Genomic DNA, 16,856 nt, shown 5'->3' on the forward strand with positions numbered 1-16,856 from the left:
GGGAAATTCCGGAACGTGCACACACGTCAAAACCCTTGCCGCCAGCTGATCGCGGCCTTGAAATTGCGGCCCGGCTGGCTGACGCCGGCGGCGACCACCTCGTAATCGGCGTCGGTGACGTTGTCGGCGCCGATGTCGACGCGCAGGCCCTTCAGCGAACCGGTCATCGGCTGCCACACGGCGTAGACATCGCCGACCGTGTAGCCGTCGCGGGCGTTGGTCGGGTCGTTCACCTTGTCGAAATCCGACGCGATGGAGACGCGCGCGCCGAGACGGACATCGCCGCCAAAAAACTTCACGCCGCCGTCAAGGAAAATGATGCGGGGAGCTAGCACACCCACATAGTCGTTATTATCGACATCGCGGCCGTCGATGGTCGCAACATTGCCGCGCAGCCAGACATATCTGTTGTCGTATTGCGCCTCGACCTCGACGCCGTCGAGCTCGGCGTTGGTGACGTTCACATTGCGCGAGTAGTTGCCGAAAGCTTCGCCGGAACCGCAGGGCGGCGCGCCGGGGAATAACTGATCGGGCGTCAGGAAACAGGTGAAAGGAATGTTCACCTCGAGATCGATGAGGTTCGTTACATCGGACTGGTAGTAAGACCCCTTCGCCATGAAGCTGTCGCCGTCGAAAAGAATGTTTTCGAAATCGAGGCCGGCGCCGACTTCCCAGGTCTCCGATTCTTCCGGCACGAGATCCGGGTTCGGAATGAAAAAGTTGGTGACGAAAGCCGGCGGTCCGAACGGACCGAACGGTCCCGGCACAGAAAGATTAGGGATCTGGAAGTGAATGTCGTCGGCGTAAATCTCGTTGAAGGACGGGGCGCGAAACGCCTCCGACCAGTTGCCGAAGAACAGAAGTTGCGGAACCGGCTTCCAGGTGGCGCCGACTTTCGGCGACACCGCTTCATCGCTGGTTGACGGATTGCCGACGGCGTCATTCTCGAACCGGTCCCAGCGGACGCCGGGCACAAGCGTGAAAACGCCCACGGGCCCTTTGACCGACAGCTCTGCCTGCGCGAAGGCGCCGTAGAATTTTGCGGTCGCATCGGGGACGCCGCCGCGGGTCATGTCCGCCGTCACGTTGTCGCGGCCGACCTGTTCGTCGCGATAGAACTCGCCGCCATAGGTGAAAGTCAGCGCGGCCGGTCCCATCTCGAAACGTGAGCGGTTGTCGAGGGAGACGCCGAAGGTCTCCACCTCGCGGCTGACGACGCGCGTCGTGTCGATCTCATCTTCCGTGACGGTGTTCTTGGTGAAATACCCGACGAGATTAGCGTCGATCAGGTTGGTCGACGGGTTGTAGTTCGCCGTCGCCTGAATGGTGTTCGAATCGATATCGCGGTCGACATTTCCGTTGCCCGGTCCCGCGGGGTTGTTTCCCTGCGGGTTGTTCGGATCGACGCTGTTCCCGCCATAGCGCATCCATGACGCGGACAATGTCCATTCCTCATTGGGGCGGAAGGTCGTCTTCAACAATGAAGACAGGATTTCATCATCGGCTTCCAGCGTCAGCCCGCTGCCGAGTTCGATGTCGCTGGAATTGCGAAGCGTGAAGTTACCGACCACATCGACCTTGTCGTCTTCGCTGCGCCAGACCCCGGTGGCGCCCACGCGCCATTCATCATTGACGCTCTGATAGCCGGAGGAGACTTTGACTCCGGCGCGCTCCCCCTCTTCGAGGAAGTCCGCGGCGGTAATCGTCCGTACAGCGATCACGCCGCCCAGCGCGCCGGAGCCGTAAAGCGCGGATGTGGGCCCCCGCACCACCTCAACCGCGCGAACGAGTTCCGGATCGACGAAGAAGCGCCCGTCATGGCCGGAGAGATAGCTCTGGCGCGCGCCGTCGAAGAGAATGAGGACGCCCTCGCCCGACAGCCCGCGCACGTCCGGCGTCATGCCCGAACGCCGGGGCCCGCCGCCAATGGCTGCGCCCGGCACGGCGTCGAAAATATCGGCCAGCGTCGACGGGTTGAAATCCTCGATCACGTCTTTCGGGATGACCGACACCTGACCGGCATAATCGAACGCCTCAATCGGGTTGCGCGTCGCATAGACCGTGACCTCGTCGAGGTCGCCGGACGCCATATCCGCCGCCTGCGCCATTCCCCCGATCAGCCCCGCCCCCGCCAGGCCGGAAATCGCCGCCGCCCCATACAGCGCCGCCCTCTTTGCCCGCATCCTCATTCCGACTGTCTCTCTCATGATCCCCATAACTCCTGACAATTTATTGCGAATGACTCTCAATTGCGGTTTCTAGTCGACATCAATTGCGATTGCAACTTAGAATCATTCGCAGTATGCAAAGAAAATGGAGACCTTAGTCCGGCCGGGGCCGGGCGAAGGGGGAAATGAAGGGAAAGCGGCCGTCGTTGCGTATCGCCGCTTTCCCTTTCCCCACCGAATCACAAGGGAAGAGAGAGTCATGAGAATCAAAATCATCGCCGGCGCCGCCATCGGGCTTGCCGCCTTCGCGCTCGGCGCCTGCGCCGCCACCAATGCGCAGACCGCCTCGCCGGCGCAGTCCGCCGCCGCAAGCCATCGCGATGCGGATTTCGAGGCTGACCGGAAGGCGATCCTCGCCATGGCGGGGAATTATCACGTCACCTTCGATTTCATCGAAACCGTGTCCTTCGACGAAGATTACGAACTGAAAGACCGCAAGCTGTCGGGCGGCGACGAGATCGTGCGCATCATCGCCGACGAAGGCGATTTCATCAGCCTGCAGCATATTCTGGTCGTCGGCGGCGACGAGAAGTTCCCAGTGAAGCACTGGCGCCAGGACTGGCGCTACGAGCCGGAAAGCGTCCTCGTCTTTGTCGGCGGCAACACATGGGAAACGCGCGAGCTTTCCAAAGCCGAAACCAAAGGCAAGTGGTCGCAGGTTGTTTATCAGGTGGACGACGCGCCCCGTTACGGCGCCGTCGGCGAATGGCGTCATGAAAATGGCGTTTCCGCCTGGACGCCGCCCCATGAATGGCGCCCCCTGCCCCGCCGCGACGCCACGACCCGCGACGACTATCAGGCCGTCGATGCGGTGAACCGTCATGCGATCACGCCGGACGGCTGGGTGCATGAACAGGACAACACGAAACTTGTCCTCACCGGCGGAGAGCCGCACGCCCTCGTCCGCGAAATCGCCATCAACACCTATAAGAAGTTCGATGATTTCGAGATCGCCATTGGCGACGATTACTGGGCCGCGACAGAGGAATTCTGGGCGGAAATTCGCGGCGAATGGACCCGCATCGAGGATGAGAATCAGCGCTTCGGCCTCACCGTGCAGGGCGAGCCGGAAGCGGTCTACATGCCGATCCTCGAACTCGCCGCGGCGGTCAAGGACGGCGAGAAATCCTCAGACGAAGCGGCGGACGAAGCCCGCGCCGTGATCGCCTCCTTCGTCACCACCCGCCCGGCGCCGCTTCAGGCGCGGTTGGCGCAAGCCAAATAAACCTACCTTTATCGCGAATGGCGCGGCAGGTGTTCTTCCCGAAACGCCGCGCCTCGCCGCCCGCGGGACCGTCAGGCGCAGCGACCGGTTCCGCGGGCGGCGTTTTCACATTTGCGCGCGCTTGCGCCGTCGTGATTGGCCGCGCGCCAGGCGTGCGGCTACGCCCTCGCCCATGGATGTGCTCGACGATATTCTTGCGACGCTGGCTCTCAAAGGCGTCCTCTATTTCCGCACGCAATTCACGGCGCCGTGGGCGGTGACTGTTCCGCATCTCGATGGCGCCGCCCGCTTTCATCTTGTCGTCGAAGGACGGGTTTTCGCAAAAGTCGCCGCCGGCCCCGCCATCGAACTCGGTCCCGGGGATCTCATCCTTGTTCCGGGCGGTCGCACGCATGTTCTATCCTGCGAGCCGGTAGACGACGCGCCCCCGCTCGAAACGGTGCTCCAGGACGCAGGCTATGACGGCAATGGCGTTCTGATCGCCGGCGGCGGCGCCGACAACGCCCCAACACAAATGGTCTGCGGCCATTTCGCCTTTCGCGACGGCGCCGATCATCCGCTGCTGCGAGCGCTCCCGGATTATCTTCTCCTGTCGGCGCCCTTGCGGATGCGCGCGCCCTGGCTCGATGAGATCCTGCGCCTTCTGACGCGGCGCGTCTTCGAGGCGGGACCTGGGGCTGGCGCTGCGGTGACACGGTTTTCCGAGGCGGCTTTCATGGAAATGGTGCGCGCCGGAGCGGAGGCGGCGCCGGAAATGGCGCCCGTGCTCGCCGCGCTTTCCGACAGACAGATCGGGCGCACGCTGACGCTTATGCATCAGCGCCCGCACGAAGTCTGGACCGTTGAAAGCCTGGCGACCGAAGCGGGCATGTCGCGCAGCCGTTATGCAGAGAAATTCCGCGGCCTCATCGGCATGAGCCCCCTCGCCTATTTAAGCGAATGGCGTCTGCAAAAAGCGCTTGCCCTTCTCGACAATGACCGGTGCAGCGTGCAGCAGGCGGCCGCCCAGACGGGCTATCTGTCGCCTGCCGCTTTCACCCGCGCCTTCACAGCAAAATTTGGAGCCTCGCCGACGCAATATCGCCGCGGTCGCGCCTCCTGAATATTGCAGATCGTCCCGAAGGCTTTGCGCACAATCCCGATCTTCTGCGCGCATCTTGAGGACGGCGCGCCGGACCCGCAGATGGGTTTCGTTCAACAACGAAGCGCGGACCGAACGAACCGTCCGCCCCAAGATCAACGGAGAAACTCATGAACTTGAAACTTATACCGCTCCTGATGCTGGCCGCCGCCAACATCGCCAGCCCGGCTTTCGCCGCCGACGAGAACAACGCTGCGCCGGGACTGACCGCCGCAGGGGCGCCGCTCGGCCTTCATGGCGTCGACCCGGTCGCCTTTATCGAAATCGGCAACCGCGTCGAAGGAAGCGCGGCCTTTACCGCCGTCCATGACGGCGTCGCCTATTATTTCGAGAACCGCAACAATATGAATGCGTTCAAACGCGCGCCGGAAAAATACCTGCCCCAGAATGGCGGCTTCTGCACCTTCGGCGTTTCGGTCTCCAAGAAATTCGACGGCGATCCGCAATATGCCGATGTCCACAATGGGAAGCTCTATGTGTTTCTCAATGAGGACATCTTCCGCATGTATCAGAAAGACAAGACCGGGGTGATCGCCAAGGCGGAGAAAAACTGGGCGAAAATCCAGCACACCGCCGCACGCGAACTTTAACCTGTCTTGTCAGGCCGCGGCGCGCCTCCCCCACTCTCTCCCGTAGGCGCGCCGCGGCAAGCGGAGCATCACCCATGACCCTTATCGATCATCTGAGCATTGGCGTGCCGTCCGTCGCGGACGCCGCTGAATTTTACGACGGTCTTCTCGCGCTTCTCGGCGCCAGGAATCTCGTCCAGAACGACGCCCTCGCCGCTTACGGCGTGGACGCCCCGGTTTTTCTGATCATGCGACCTTATGACGGAAACGCCCCGACAGCCGGCAACGGCGTCCATATCAGCTTTCGCGCAAACAGCCGCGGGACTGTCGATGCTTTTCATGCCTACGCCATCGGCAAGGGCGGAGCATGCGCCGGCGAACCGGGACCGCGGCCGGGCTATCCCGATCCGGACGTCTACACCGCTTATGTCCGCGACCCTTACGGCAACAAGCTGGAGATTATTTTCAACGGCTTTGCAGCGTAGACGCCCCAAAATAAAAAGCGGCTCCGCCAGGGGGGCAAAGGCGGAGCCGCAATAAGCGTTTCTCTGTGGGGAGTTCGGATGGAGGATCAGAGAAACGCTGCAATGGCGCTGAAGTAACCGGTGAGCAAGAGGGCGATGACACTCGTGGCCGCCGCGCGATACATTTTAAGGTCTCCTTTTCGACTTGTTGTTGCGGCCTTCATGTGCGGACGCCATACAGAAACAACAAGCGATCGAAAACCTTTTCAGTGATAGTTTTTTTCTATTGAAGAAGGCGGCCCTCAGGAGACCGAAAGGTCCTTGAACCGGCGGGCGGCGACCTCGCGGATGACGGCGGCGATGGCGCGATAGGCGTCGCCCCGGCCGGCGCTTTTTCGCCAGACAAGACCGACGCTGCGGGTGATGGTCCGGCCTTTTACCTTGCGGACGATCACTTCGCTGCGCGCCGTCAGTTCGGAATGGACGTAAAGCGCCGGCAAGAACGCGGCGCCCATGCCCATCCCCACCATCACCCGCAGGGCGTCGAGGCTCGTGCCTTCGTAATCGCGCACCAGCCGCGCGCCGAACGTATCGCAAAGCGACGCGATCTGGTCATAGAGATGATAGCCGGGACTGAGGCTTAAAATATCGACATCGCGCAGCGCCGCCACGGAAACGGTTTTCTCCTTCGCCAGCGGGTGATCGCGCGCCAGCGCCAGATAAAGCGGCTCGTCGAACAGTTTCTCCGCCACATGCTCCTTGCTGGCGGTGGGAATCTGGGTCAGCACCATATCATGAACACCGCGGCCGAGTTCGTCTTCAAGAAAGCGCGGCTCGCTTTCGCGCACATAAAGCCGGAGGTCCTTGTGAGAACGATGCAGCGCGGCGACCACATGGGGCAGAAGATAAGGACCAAGCGTCGGTTTTGAGCCGAGGCGCAACACGCCGGCAAGTCCCTGCTGGGCGCCCGCTGCAAAATCTGAAACGCCCTGGACCTCGTTCATGATGCGGCGCGCGCGTTGCGCGACCTCCCGTCCGGCAGGGGTCAGAACGACGCCGGACCGGCTGCGCTCTGCGAGACGCAGGCCCAGTTCGGTTTCGAGATTTTGAATCTGAACGCTCAAAGAGGGCTGCGTCATGCCGAGCCGTTCCGCCGCCCGGCGGAAATGCGCCGCATCCTCCACCGCCAGCAGGCATTCCATTTGTTTCAGGGTGATCATGACGGCGGCCTCCGGATTTTGTCCATAGGGAATTTCTATCAGAATATGATTATCGATGGCCTTTTCAATATCCCGGCGCGCCCCACATCGTTTTTCGCAGTTATTGGAGGACGCCGATCATGTTCCACGCCCCTTCGAGCGCCTTTTCCCGGTCGCCGGACGCCCCGCACCGCGAGGAGGATGCGGCCCGCATTCTCGACCTTCTCGCCTTGTGGGAAGGCGATAGCGCCGCCTTGCGGCGAGCGGTCGAAGATCAGACCGACTGGGGACCGTTCGAACTCGCGGAAATGACGCCGGCTTTTTACGACGTCTACGGCGCGCGCCGCATTCTTTGCCGTTTCGTCTTTCACGGCGAGGCGGGCGCGCGCGAGCCTTTCGAGCGCGACCTGCGCCGGCGCCTCGCCTCCATCACCAGTTGGAAAGACGCGCCCCGCGCAAGATCAACCGATTCAACCCATTCAGAAATTGCATCATGACAACCCGGAATATTCTTCGTCTTTTTCGCGGCGACGCGCTCGTCGGCCTGATTCTGATCGCGGCGGCCTTGTTCGCCATGCTGGCGAGCAACGGCGCGTGGAGCCGCTATTACGACATGTTCCTGTCGACGCCTGCGGCCGTCCAGATCGGCGCCTTCGCCATCGAAAAACCGCTTCTCTTATGGATCAATGACGGGCTGATGGCCGCCTTCTTTTTTCTGGTGGGCCTTGAAGTCAAACGCGAGATTCTGCGCGGGGAATTGTCGTCTCTCGACAAGGCCGCGCTGCCCGTTTTCGCCGCTATCGGCGGCATGGCCGTTCCCGCGCTGATCTATGCGGCGTTCAACTGGGCCGATCCCGCGACGCTGCGCGGCTGGGCGATCCCGGCGGCGACAGACATCGCCTTTGCGCTCGGCTTTCTGGCGCTCGTCAGCATGGGCGCGCCGGCGAGCCTCAAGATCTTCTTGCTCGCCGTCGCCATCATCGACGATCTCGGCGCCATCGCCATTATCGCGCTTTTCTATACGGCGGACCTGTCGGTCGAAATGCTCGCATTCGCCACCGCCGGCGTCGCGCTCCTCGCTGCGCTGAACCTTGCCGGCGTCAAGCGCGCCTCGCCCTATATTTTCATCGGCGCCTTGGTGTGGGCGTTTGTCCTGAAATCGGGCGTTCATGCGACGCTCGCCGGCGTCGTCACCGCGCTGATGATTCCCATGGACGGCAAAACCGCGAACGACGCTTCGCCGCTCAAAAAACTTGAGCATGGCCTTCATCCGTGGGTGATCTTCCTGGTGCTTCCGCTCTTTGCTTTCGCCAATGCCGGGCTGTCGCTGACGAATTTCACCGCCTCGGCGCTGTTTGCGCCGGTGACAATCGGCGTTGCGCTGGGGCTTTGCGTGGGCAAACCGCTCGGCGTGCTCGGCGCCGCCGCCATAGCGGTGCGTCTTGGCTGGGCGAAACTGCCGAAAGGCGTCAACTGGCTGCATATGGCGGGCGTTGCGGCGCTCACCGGCATCGGTTTCACCATGAGCCTTTTTATCGGCGGCCTCGCCTTTTCCGATGCGACGATGCTCAACCATGTGCGGCTTGGCGTCTTGGCCGGTTCGCTCGTCTCCGGTCTCACCGGGTGTGCGCTGATCTTTTTCGCCGGCCGGCCCCTGCCCTTCGCTGCGCGGCGCGCGCAGAGGTCCTCAGCCGCGCCCGCTTCCGGGCGTTGCGCCGCCTGTTGAACCTGACTTGTGTTTTCCGTCACAGCGCGGAGGCGCGAAATTTATGACGATAATGAAACTTGACGCCAGATTGTGAACGCAATTTGAACCATAGGGCGCCATAAGGGTTCACTATATGGGCGTCGACAAGAAGGCGGAGTTTTATGGCCTCATATTCGAAAGCCATCATTAAGGACGCGATCCGCTGCGGATCCGCGCCGTCAGGGGAAGCTCTTCCCCGGGGCGAATACGACATCGACCATCGCGAAGGCTGTGTCGGGTTCTGCAATTGCCAGGACAAAAGGGCTTTCACCCTGTCGCTCGATGCGTTCATCCAGCATCTGCATGAAGGCCGCATCGCACTGGCGGGCTGAGCCTCCGGTTGCGCCTCATTCTTTCTCGGCAAGGCCCTCGGTGATGTTCACCGGCGTGTAGAAGTTCCGGTTGTCGAGCTTTGCATCGCTATGCGCCTTCTTCACAGCGCGGCGTTGACGAAAAGGCTGCAGGAAACGCGACACCGCTTCGATCTGCTCCCCGTTCATCTTCCGGCGCAAAAACGCTTTGACCGGGCTGTCATTGGCGCCCGGCTCGCTTTCCTTCTTTTCTTCCGCCTCTGTCCAGGCTGTCGCATAGTCGCTCTGCTGCGGGGGACGCGCAAAAATCTCAACGCTAGCGTCAATGCGCTCAGCGTGGACATAAAGAAATGTCGGCGCCCCATCCATCAGCATGACGCGCCCATGAACCTCGATGGGATCGCGCACCTGATAAAGACGCCCGTCGCGCGGCATGAAAATCCGTTTGATGCGATATCCGTTTTCCGGCGACAGGGCGCGAAAGAAAAGCTCCGGCGACAATTGATAAAATCCGTGGCCGCAAAGGCTGTTCGCCGGCGTCGCGATCATCAGCGCGCCGCCCTCTTTGACCATCCGCATCGCGTTTTTAAGGCCCACCGGATAATTGAAAACATGCTCCAGCGTGCCGCCGTCATAAACAAGGTCGAAACGCTGATCGAGTTCGGGCGGGATGGGCGCGTTGAGATCGTGGACGATGGATGCGTCTTCATAATCGGAGACGTCCATGGAACAGATCTCCTTCACACCGAGAAGACGGAAGAGGTCGTCGGCAAAACGCTGGCCTTTTACCGACGGCGTTTCGGTGACATCGGCGGGCGCGAGGCCGCTCTCTTTTACAATCGACCGCAACTCCTCGAAGGAGCAGAAAAGATTCTGCCGCCCGAGGGTGCAGGCGCTGTCGAGCTTCAGGCCGGCCGCAACCGCCGACGCGACCAGCCTCGCGTCTATTGCTTCAATTCCCATGCGGGCTCCCCTGTCCGTTTTGAAATGATGGAAAGCGCTAAAACTCGATCAGCTCTTCCGGCGCGTTTTCATCCGGCAAGGGCTCTCGCGCCGGCCGCCAGCCGGTCCCGTCATTGCAGGCCGCGCCCTCGCCTTCATAGCGCGTGGAGTAGATATTGATCCGCTGCGAAATCTTGCGGCAGAGGATGGGCTTGCGCATGGGGCCGCCCGCCAGCTCGAGCTCCGACCCCGGCGCCTTGATCAGCAGATCCCCGAAGACATAGCCGCGCACGGCGCCGTTCGCGGAAATCAGCATCCAGTTCTTGTCGCGCACCCGGCCGACGACTTCGACGCCGGAACCGGAGGGCAGCACCTCGATCGCTTTCGCATCCGTGCTTGGCCCCGTGCGGATATTCGAATTGCGCGTCAGCACATAAAGCCCGAGATCGGTTTCAACGACATGCGCCAGATCGAGATCGCCCCGCGCCGCATCCATGCGCGCGGCGGGGTCGGCTTTCAGGTTGGCGAGCGCGTAACCGCCGGGCGCAACGGAGCCGACGGCGCGCCGCCCGCGCCAGTTCTGCGCCTCGCCCGTGTCCAGCGCGCGCGCGACGGCGGCGGCCAGCGCTTGCCTGTCCGCATCGTTCAATTGACCGTCGACGGGCGTTCCCGCAGCGTAATTAACGCTATTGCCGGAAAAAGGATCGAGCGAGCCCATGCTTGAACAGGCGCCGAGCAACGCAGCGACGATTATCGTAAATGCGGCCGATCGGATTGTACGGAAGTTTCGAAACATCATCGTTTTTGTCTCCTTGCCGCGCCGTTTCAAGCGACACATTCTTTACCTTTGTTGCACACTCTCGGCGAATTGTGGAGGGAGAGAACGGTGACCGCGGCGGCAGCACGGCTGAAGCAGCTATTGGAGCTGGCGCGCAACGGTTCCCCCGAGGCGCGAGGCAACCTTTTGCGCGCGCTCGCCGAGGTGCTTCTGACCGACGCCGCGAGCCTCACGCCTAAAGCCCACAGCCATCTTGACGCCATTCTCGCACAACTGGCGCGCGAGGCCGAACCCGCGCTTAAACGCAATCTCGCCGCGCGCTTCGCGGAAGCCAAGCGCGCGCCCAGAACCCTCATCGCCATGCTCGCCCGTGACGACATCGCCGTCGCGGAACCGCTCCTGCGCCATTCATCCGCGCTCGGCGATGCCGATCTCATCTCGATCATCGCCGCGCAGGGCGACGCCCATCACATCGCGATCGCAAAGCGGCGCGAGGTGGCGGCGGACGTCGCCGACGCTCTCGCCCAACACGGCGGCGAAGACGCGCTTATAGCGCTCGCGAAAAACCAGGGCGCGCGGTTCAGCCATGAAGCCATGGGCGCCATGACGGCCAAAGCGCGCAAATTTCCCGCGCTTCAGGAGCCGATGACGGAGCGTTACGACCTGCCGCCGCTGTTTTTGACGCAGCTCTATTTCCACGTCCCCTCCACCCTCAAAAAGGCGATCCTGCAGCGCTCCGACATGCTCGATCCCTCCTTAGTCGCACAAGCCGTGACGGCGAACCGGCGCAATGTCTATGACGATGCGGCGCAGGCGGCGGAGGACAAGAAAACCGGAGACGGCGACGCGATGGTGTTGCGCGTCATCGCCGAGAAAATCGCAGCCGGCGCCGTTGATGAGATGCTGTTGAAGACGCTGCTTGCGGAAAAATATCACGCCGCCTTTCCCTACGCCTTCGCGCATCTCGCCGGCGTCGATCTCGCGACGGCGCAAGTCATTCTTGGCGACGTGTCGTTCGAGTCCCTCGCCATCGCCAGCCGCGCCGCGCTGCTCGAACAGCCGACCTTCGCCAAAATCGTGTTCTCCTACCGAAAAGGCGGCGGCGATGAATCGAAAGCCCTCAAGATTCTCGACGTCTACATGAAAGTGCCGCCCGATGCGGCGGAGCGCGTGATGCGCTTCTGGCGCATGCGCACCGAAGCGGCGGCGAGCGCCGCGCGCCTCGCGCGCTTCATCGAGGATGACGATGAAAGTCCTCTGACGCTGACCCAGCGCGCCAAGGGATGGTGATCCTTTAGTCCAAAAATGTCCGGCCGTCGCGGTCTTCGATTTCGACGATCCAGAGATCGGGATCGATGGAGCTTTCCTTTTCGAGCCAGCGGTCGATCTTCGCTTCGACATCGGGCCCATCGTCTTCCTCGAACGGTTCGCGCCACACGGCTTTTCCGTCTAGATCGCGGCTCTGGATGAACAGCTTCACCGCGCCCGGCCCCTGATAGAGTTTGACCGCCACGGCGCCCGCATCGGCGTCGCCGCGCCGGACAATCGTCGCAAAGGCGCCGGCGCTGTGGGCGCGGCGCACCTGCGCGGAAACGCGGATTTCGGTTTTGACGCGGGGCTCGGTCATGCATTCCCTGCATTGCGCGGGCGCCGCGCGCCGTCAAGCGGGTTTAGGCTGCAGCGCGGGCTCTCAGCGTTCGCAGAATAACCGCTTTCAGGGCTTCGGCGCGCAGGGGCTTGGTGATGAACTCATTCATGCCGGCCGCAAGCATCGCCTCGCGCTCGCCGGGCATGGCGTCGGCGGTGACGGCGACGATAGGCACATGCGCCATGGGCCCGTCCAGCTTGCGCACCGCCTGCGCCGTTTCCATGCCGCTCATGCCGGGCATGTGCTTGTCCATCAGAACAATGTCGTAATCGCGCGCGCCGAGGCGTTCGAGACAGGCGTCGCCGTCATGAGCGAAGTCGGCTTCGGCGCCCCAGGCTTTCAGGAACTCGCTGACGACAAGGCGGTTCACCTCATTGTCTTCGGCGACGAGAACGCGGAGCCCCTTAAGGTCGCTCGCGGAATCGTAAAGGTCGTCGTTATTCGTGTCGTCTGCGTCGGCTTCATTGACCTTGAGAGATAACAGGAAGGTCGAGCCTGCCGGTCCCGTGCGCTCGACGCCGATAGCGCCGCCCATCAGTTGCGCCAGCATGCGGCAGATGGGAAGACCGAGACCCGTGCCGCCGAATTGCCGCGTCGTGCCGCGCTCGCCCTGTTCGAACTTGTCGAAGACGCGCGCAACCTGATCGTCGGGAATGCCCTTGCCCGTATCGGCGACGCGGAATTCGAGCGCATAGCGCCCGCCGCCGCGATTGATGCCGTGAAGATGGAGGCCCACATGGCCTTCGCTCGTGAATTTGACGCCGTTGGACAGAAGATTCTGCAGGATCTGCCGGAGCCTGAGATCGTCGACGAGGGCAATAGGCGGAATTTCGCCGGTGACATTGGCGCTGACAGTGAGGCCTTTGGCGGCGGCGGTTTCGCGCCAGCTGTCGGCGACGAAACGCACGAGATCCCTGAGATCCGTGGGCCGCGCCTCGATCGTCAGCTTGCCGGCTTCGATCTTCGACAAGTCGAGAAGGTCGTTGAGAATGAGGAGAAGCGACTCGCCCGACTGGCGGATCGTGTCGGTGAGCTTGCGCTCATGCGCGGGCAACGACCCAGCAAGCAGCGCGTCGGTAAGCCCGATGACGCCATTCAGGGGCGTTCGCAATTCGTGGCTCATCGTGGCGAGGAATTCCGACTTCACCGCTTCCGCGCGTTGGGCGCGGGTCACGTTTTCGCGCATCGCCCCCAGCATCCCATAAAGATTTTCCGTGATGAGAACGGCGATGCCCGTAGAGATGATCACGGCAAAGACGCCCTGCGCGAGACGATTGGTCTCGCGCGTGTAGTCGAAAGGCGACATGGCCGCGGGGCTGTTCATGGAAATCCAGTAGAGGAAACACAAGGTCGCCAAGACGACAATGCAATTGGCGATGGCGACACGGCGGCCCGCCATGTACCCGGTCATTACCGGTCCGAGCGACATAAACGGCACGATGGCGGAATTGATCCCGGCGCGGTCCGGCAAGGCGGAGCCAAGCACTGCAGCGATCATCAGAAAAGTGTAAAACCAGGCGTAAAAGAATTCATTCTTGTACCACCTGACGAGCTGCATCGAGGCGAGCACGATCAGGATGGCGATTCCCGACACCGTGTGGTCATAGGTCCAACGCCCGTAATTCGCCCACATGACTGCGTGGTTGGCGAACTGCGTTGCAATGACGGTGAGGCCGATGATCCAGACGGCGCGCATCCGCGCCGCCTGTTCGGGGCGCTCCATTTCAGGAATGCGCAAATAGCGCTCGTAAGCCTCAGCCCAGCCCTTCATCGGATACCAGTCTCTCCCGCCCTCTCGGCGCTATAATGTAACGGGTGGATTGTTAAAAATTGAATGAAGCCGTCCCGCGCGAAGGAAGAAACGCGGGCGGGCATAACTCAAGACAAGACTTAACAGAGGGTTACTGTCAGGCGGCGCTGCGGCCGTCTTTGGCGGCGACGCGCTCGCGCCGGAACTGGGCGACGCGGTCGAGCTGGCTCTGGATGTCGCCGGAGACGTCAAGACCCGCCCCCGCCATGTCGTTCAAGGTTTTCGCCACAGGCAGACGCAGGCTGGCTTTCGTCCCCTCGCCCGGCGCGGAAGCGAGCTCTAGGGCGCCGCCGTGAAGTTTGGCGAGCGAGAACGCAAGCGACAAGCCGAGCCCGGCGCCGGGCGTTCCGCGCACGCCGCTTTTATGGAGGCCCGTGAAGCGCTCGCCGAGACGCGCCAGCGCCATCTGACTCATGCCGACGCCGGTGTCGAGGACGTCAAACGTCAGCACACGGTCTTTTTCGCTCACTTTGAGGGTGATCTCGCCTGCTGCAGTGAACTTCACTGCATTGGTGAGAAGATTGATGAGGATCTGCTTCACCGCGCGCGCATCGAGCATGGTTTCGGAAAGGCCTGGCGCAATATCGACTTCCAAGGCGAGGCCCGCCTTTTCCGCCTCGCCGCGCACCATCGCGGCGCATTCGCGGGCGATCGCGCCCGGTTCGGCAAGCGCAGGCGCCAGCTTGTAGCGCCCGGCGTCGAGCTTCGCCTGATCGAGGAGCGAAGCGATGAGGTCGGCGAGATGGGCGCCTGAGGATTTTATGTCCCGAACATATTCCCGATATTTGTCATGGCCGAGCGGTCCGAAGGACTCCTCTTTCATGGCGTCGGCGAAACCGAGAATCGCATTCAAGGGCGTTTTCAGCTCATGGCCGAGATCGGCGAGGAGCTGCGGCGAGACGCCCGGCGCCTTGGACGCAGGCGTCTGGACTGTTGATGCGTGGGGGACGGGCGCAGCCCGTTCCTGCCCCGGGACTCGGGCTGGACTGCGATCACGCAGCAGGACGTTGATCCGCCCGCCGTCGCGCTGAAACGAAAGATCGGCGAACTGGCCCGACCTGCCGGGCCCGGCAAGGCGCACGGAGAGGGTTGCATCCCCCGGCTCGATCGCCGGGTCGCTGATCCGGGAAAGGGTTTCCTTCAGGGCCGCCCGGTCCTCGCGGGCGGCGAAATCGAGCAGCGACCGGCCGCAAAGCCCGCCCTCAGCCCCGATCAGCGCCTCCGCGCCGCCGGTGGCGGCCAGAATTTCCCCATCCCCGGCGACCGCCAGCACGGCGTCGCGAGCGCTCGAACGCCATTGCGGGGCCTTGCGGGCGGGGTTGAAGAAGGCTGATAGGCTGAACGCCATGACGTTTCGGATCCGTTCTTCCAGAACCGGGAACGCAGGCCTTGCCGGCGCCTCGATTCGTTAACGCCCCTTCACCATGCGTCAGCTGGCGTTAACAAATGATAAATCGAAAAAACCGCGAAACTCCTGGAGTTTAGGGCCTCGCCAGCCGCCGCCGGTAAGGAAGAGATTAAAATTTGAATTATGCGGGTGAGACCTGTCGAATTTGATAATAATTCAGCTAGGATGATGAGCGCTGTCTTAAATTTTGGGGCGATAACGTGGCGGCCGTCTTACAAGACCGTCATTTGGGAGAACTGCTCTATGTCGCGTATCAGTAACGGGTTGCGGGGTATTGAACGCGCCCGGCGGAGGGCGTTGCGCCCTCATCTGGCCCTTGCAGGGCTCGCCGCGGGTCTCGCCGCCACCACCGTTTCCGCCGAATCGCTGGCCCAGCCGAAGGACAACGCCCTTGAGCGCCAGGCCGCCAGCTACATCCAGTTCCGCGAGGACGTCGCCGCCCTTGAGGCGATGCCGTTCAACAATGCGGAAGTGACGCGCGAGGCCCATCGCCGCCTCGCCGCCCATGATTCCGCCGCCCTCTCTTCGGGCTGGGTCGCCTATGCGGCGCTGGTCGCCGCCGATCAGCCGGGTTTCGCCGAGGCTCTCGAAAAAGAGCTCGACAAGAAGCCGAATAAGCGCAAGGGCGAGCTTGGCGGCATTGACGGCCTGATGTCCGCCGTGGCGCAGGACCCCGCTTATCTGCGCAAGCTGCCCGGCGCCGATGACGCCGTCAAAGCCGTGCTCGCCATGACCGTGCAGGACGGCGCGCGCATCACTGAACTGGGCGAAGCCTACAAGACGCAGGCCTACGCCCTCCAGAAAACCAGCTGGGGCAAGGCGAAGATTTCGCCGAGCCAGACGCGCCTCGACGAAGCGGCGACCTATGGCCGCTCGCGCGGCGCGCCGGCGGCGCCGGTTCTCGTCCGCGCCGAAAACAACGGCGTTCTCGCCCCCGCGCTTGCAAGCGCCCGCGGACAATGGGCCGCCGACTGGGGCGCCGGCGCCGACGAAGGCAAGATGACCGAGAAAAATGCGGAAGTCGTGATCGACCGCATTCTCAATCTCGCCGCGCGCTATTCGACGAACTCGCTGAACCCGAAAATCGTCGAGGTCTATGCGCAGAACACCAAATCCGAGCGCTGCCTTTCCATGGCGAAGCTGACGCTCGATCAGTGCATCGCCGCGACGCGCACGCCCTATGAAGAAGCGTTCTGCCTCGGCGAACACGGCCTCAAAGACGTCGCCACCTGCACCGGCTGGGTCGCCGGCGCCGGATCGAGCTAAACGTCAGACGGCGAATCGTCGCTGGTCAACATTTAAAGGCCGCGCTTCATGCGCGGCCTTTTTCTTAAGCCCCTCTCCCTTGAGGGAGAGGGGTTTGGGGTGAGGGTGCGCAGCATTCGT

General features: G+C 62.4%; 16 protein-coding genes. 9 read left to right on the forward strand and 7 right to left on the reverse strand.

Features of this window, described 5'->3' with window-relative positions; genetic code table 11:
- Positions 1 to 26: 26 nt before the first annotated feature.
- Entirely contained in the window at positions 27 to 2,183 is a 2,157-nt protein-coding gene (locus ACQY5P_RS07105) for a TonB-dependent receptor domain-containing protein (RefSeq protein ID WP_428410041.1), read from the reverse strand.
- 244 nt (positions 2,184 to 2,427) lie between these two features.
- Here ACQY5P_RS07105 and ACQY5P_RS07110 point away from each other — a divergent pair, with 244 nt between their 5' ends.
- The 4 genes from ACQY5P_RS07110 (at position 2,428) to ACQY5P_RS07125 (ending at position 5,648) form a co-directional block, all read left to right on the forward strand.
- The gene (locus ACQY5P_RS07110; protein ID WP_428410042.1) at positions 2,428 to 3,453 is read left to right on the forward strand and encodes a DUF6607 family protein; all 1,026 of its coding nucleotides are present in this window, start codon (positions 2,428 to 2,430) and stop codon (positions 3,451 to 3,453) included.
- A 172-nt stretch (positions 3,454 to 3,625) separates the two neighbouring features.
- Positions 3,626 to 4,555 (forward strand): cupin domain-containing protein, encoded by a 930-nt coding sequence (locus ACQY5P_RS07115; protein WP_428410043.1) that lies wholly within the window; start codon positions 3,626 to 3,628, stop codon positions 4,553 to 4,555.
- A 149-nt stretch (positions 4,556 to 4,704) separates the two neighbouring features.
- Positions 4,705 to 5,184 carry a YHS domain-containing (seleno)protein gene (locus ACQY5P_RS07120; protein WP_428410044.1) on the forward strand — a complete coding sequence of 160 codons (480 nt, stop codon included), beginning with the start codon at positions 4,705 to 4,707 and terminating at the stop codon, positions 5,182 to 5,184.
- 74 nt (positions 5,185 to 5,258) lie between these two features.
- The gene (locus tag ACQY5P_RS07125; protein ID WP_428410045.1) at positions 5,259 to 5,648 is read left to right on the forward strand and encodes a VOC family protein; all 390 of its coding nucleotides are present in this window, start codon (positions 5,259 to 5,261) and stop codon (positions 5,646 to 5,648) included.
- Between the two features lie 281 nt (positions 5,649 to 5,929).
- Here the strand turns inward: ACQY5P_RS07125 and ACQY5P_RS07130 are convergent, their stop codons facing one another.
- Entirely contained in the window at positions 5,930 to 6,847 is a 918-nt protein-coding gene (locus ACQY5P_RS07130) for a hydrogen peroxide-inducible genes activator (RefSeq protein WP_428410046.1), read from the reverse strand.
- Between the two features lie 119 nt (positions 6,848 to 6,966).
- On the opposite strand from ACQY5P_RS07130, the gene ACQY5P_RS07135 reads away from it, so the two are divergent.
- The 3 genes from ACQY5P_RS07135 (at position 6,967) to ACQY5P_RS07145 (ending at position 8,905) form a co-directional block, all read left to right on the forward strand.
- Positions 6,967 to 7,323 (forward strand): hypothetical protein, encoded by a 357-nt coding sequence (locus tag ACQY5P_RS07135; protein ID WP_428410047.1) that lies wholly within the window; start codon positions 6,967 to 6,969, stop codon positions 7,321 to 7,323.
- Positions 7,320 to 8,552, forward strand: a complete 1,233-nt coding sequence (nhaA, locus tag ACQY5P_RS07140) for a Na+/H+ antiporter NhaA (RefSeq protein ID WP_428410048.1) — start codon at positions 7,320 to 7,322, stop codon at positions 8,550 to 8,552. The genes ACQY5P_RS07135 and nhaA overlap by 4 nt, the downstream gene beginning before the upstream one ends.
- Positions 8,553 to 8,695: 143 nt before the next feature.
- Entirely contained in the window at positions 8,696 to 8,905 is a 210-nt protein-coding gene (locus tag ACQY5P_RS07145) for a hypothetical protein (RefSeq protein WP_428410049.1), read from the forward strand.
- A 15-nt stretch (positions 8,906 to 8,920) separates the two neighbouring features.
- Here ACQY5P_RS07145 and ACQY5P_RS07150 read toward each other — a convergent pair whose 3' ends face one another.
- Both ACQY5P_RS07150 and ACQY5P_RS07155 read right to left on the reverse strand, forming a co-directional pair.
- On the reverse strand, positions 8,921 to 9,847 hold the full coding sequence (locus ACQY5P_RS07150) for a hypothetical protein (protein ID WP_428410050.1): 927 nt from the start codon (positions 9,845 to 9,847) through the stop codon (positions 8,921 to 8,923).
- A 37-nt stretch (positions 9,848 to 9,884) separates the two neighbouring features.
- Positions 9,885 to 10,625: an SH3 domain-containing protein gene (locus ACQY5P_RS07155; protein ID WP_428410051.1), complete on the reverse strand. Its 741-nt coding sequence runs from the start codon at positions 10,623 to 10,625 to the stop codon at positions 9,885 to 9,887.
- A gap of 87 nt (positions 10,626 to 10,712) precedes the next feature.
- Here ACQY5P_RS07155 and ACQY5P_RS07160 point away from each other — a divergent pair, with 87 nt between their 5' ends.
- Positions 10,713 to 11,894, forward strand: coding sequence for a DUF2336 domain-containing protein (locus tag ACQY5P_RS07160; protein ID WP_428410052.1), 1,182 nt, complete (start codon positions 10,713 to 10,715; stop codon positions 11,892 to 11,894).
- Between the two features lie 4 nt (positions 11,895 to 11,898).
- Here ACQY5P_RS07160 and ACQY5P_RS07165 read toward each other — a convergent pair whose 3' ends face one another.
- The 3 genes from ACQY5P_RS07165 to ACQY5P_RS07175 form a co-directional block, all read right to left on the reverse strand.
- On the reverse strand, positions 11,899 to 12,231 hold the full coding sequence (locus tag ACQY5P_RS07165) for a DUF1491 family protein (protein ID WP_428410053.1): 333 nt from the start codon (positions 12,229 to 12,231) through the stop codon (positions 11,899 to 11,901).
- A gap of 43 nt (positions 12,232 to 12,274) precedes the next feature.
- Positions 12,275 to 14,023 carry an ATP-binding protein gene (locus ACQY5P_RS07170; protein WP_428410054.1) on the reverse strand — a complete coding sequence of 583 codons (1,749 nt, stop codon included), beginning with the start codon at positions 14,021 to 14,023 and terminating at the stop codon, positions 12,275 to 12,277.
- Positions 14,024 to 14,159: 136 nt separating this feature from the next.
- Positions 14,160 to 15,410, reverse strand: a complete 1,251-nt coding sequence (locus ACQY5P_RS07175; RefSeq protein ID WP_428410055.1) for a PAS domain-containing sensor histidine kinase — start codon at positions 15,408 to 15,410, stop codon at positions 14,160 to 14,162.
- Positions 15,411 to 15,767: 357 nt separating this feature from the next.
- On the opposite strand from ACQY5P_RS07175, the gene ACQY5P_RS07180 reads away from it, so the two are divergent.
- Positions 15,768 to 16,736: a hypothetical protein gene (locus ACQY5P_RS07180; RefSeq protein WP_428410056.1), complete on the forward strand. Its 969-nt coding sequence runs from the start codon at positions 15,768 to 15,770 to the stop codon at positions 16,734 to 16,736.
- Positions 16,737 to 16,856 lie beyond the last annotated feature (120 nt).

The organism is Hyphococcus sp., from assembly GCF_965267305.1.
Classification (GTDB): Bacteria; Pseudomonadota; Alphaproteobacteria; order Caulobacterales; family Parvularculaceae; genus Hyphococcus.

Bases quoted from the DNA above. Each gene is read 5' to 3' on its own strand.
- ACQY5P_RS07105 (WP_428410041.1), bottom strand. From the start codon at position 2,183: ATGCGGGCAAAGAGGGCGGCGCTGTATGGGGCGGCGGCGATTTCCGGC.
- ACQY5P_RS07110 (WP_428410042.1), top strand. From the start codon at position 2,428: ATGAGAATCAAAATCATCGCCGGCGCCGCCATCGGGCTTGCCGCCTTC.
- ACQY5P_RS07115 (WP_428410043.1), top strand. From the start codon at position 3,626: ATGGATGTGCTCGACGATATTCTTGCGACGCTGGCTCTCAAAGGCGTC.
- ACQY5P_RS07120 (WP_428410044.1), top strand. From the start codon at position 4,705: ATGAACTTGAAACTTATACCGCTCCTGATGCTGGCCGCCGCCAACATC.
- ACQY5P_RS07125 (WP_428410045.1), top strand. From the start codon at position 5,259: ATGACCCTTATCGATCATCTGAGCATTGGCGTGCCGTCCGTCGCGGAC.
- ACQY5P_RS07130 (WP_428410046.1), bottom strand. From the start codon at position 6,847: ATGATCACCCTGAAACAAATGGAATGCCTGCTGGCGGTGGAGGATGCG.
- ACQY5P_RS07135 (WP_428410047.1), top strand. From the start codon at position 6,967: ATGTTCCACGCCCCTTCGAGCGCCTTTTCCCGGTCGCCGGACGCCCCG.
- nhaA (WP_428410048.1), top strand. From the start codon at position 7,320: ATGACAACCCGGAATATTCTTCGTCTTTTTCGCGGCGACGCGCTCGTC.
- ACQY5P_RS07145 (WP_428410049.1), top strand. From the start codon at position 8,696: ATGGCCTCATATTCGAAAGCCATCATTAAGGACGCGATCCGCTGCGGA.
- ACQY5P_RS07150 (WP_428410050.1), bottom strand. From the start codon at position 9,847: ATGGGAATTGAAGCAATAGACGCGAGGCTGGTCGCGTCGGCGGTTGCG.
- ACQY5P_RS07155 (WP_428410051.1), bottom strand. From the start codon at position 10,625: ATGATGTTTCGAAACTTCCGTACAATCCGATCGGCCGCATTTACGATA.
- ACQY5P_RS07165 (WP_428410053.1), bottom strand. From the start codon at position 12,231: ATGACCGAGCCCCGCGTCAAAACCGAAATCCGCGTTTCCGCGCAGGTG.
- ACQY5P_RS07170 (WP_428410054.1), bottom strand. From the start codon at position 14,023: ATGAAGGGCTGGGCTGAGGCTTACGAGCGCTATTTGCGCATTCCTGAA.
- ACQY5P_RS07175 (WP_428410055.1), bottom strand. From the start codon at position 15,410: ATGGCGTTCAGCCTATCAGCCTTCTTCAACCCCGCCCGCAAGGCCCCG.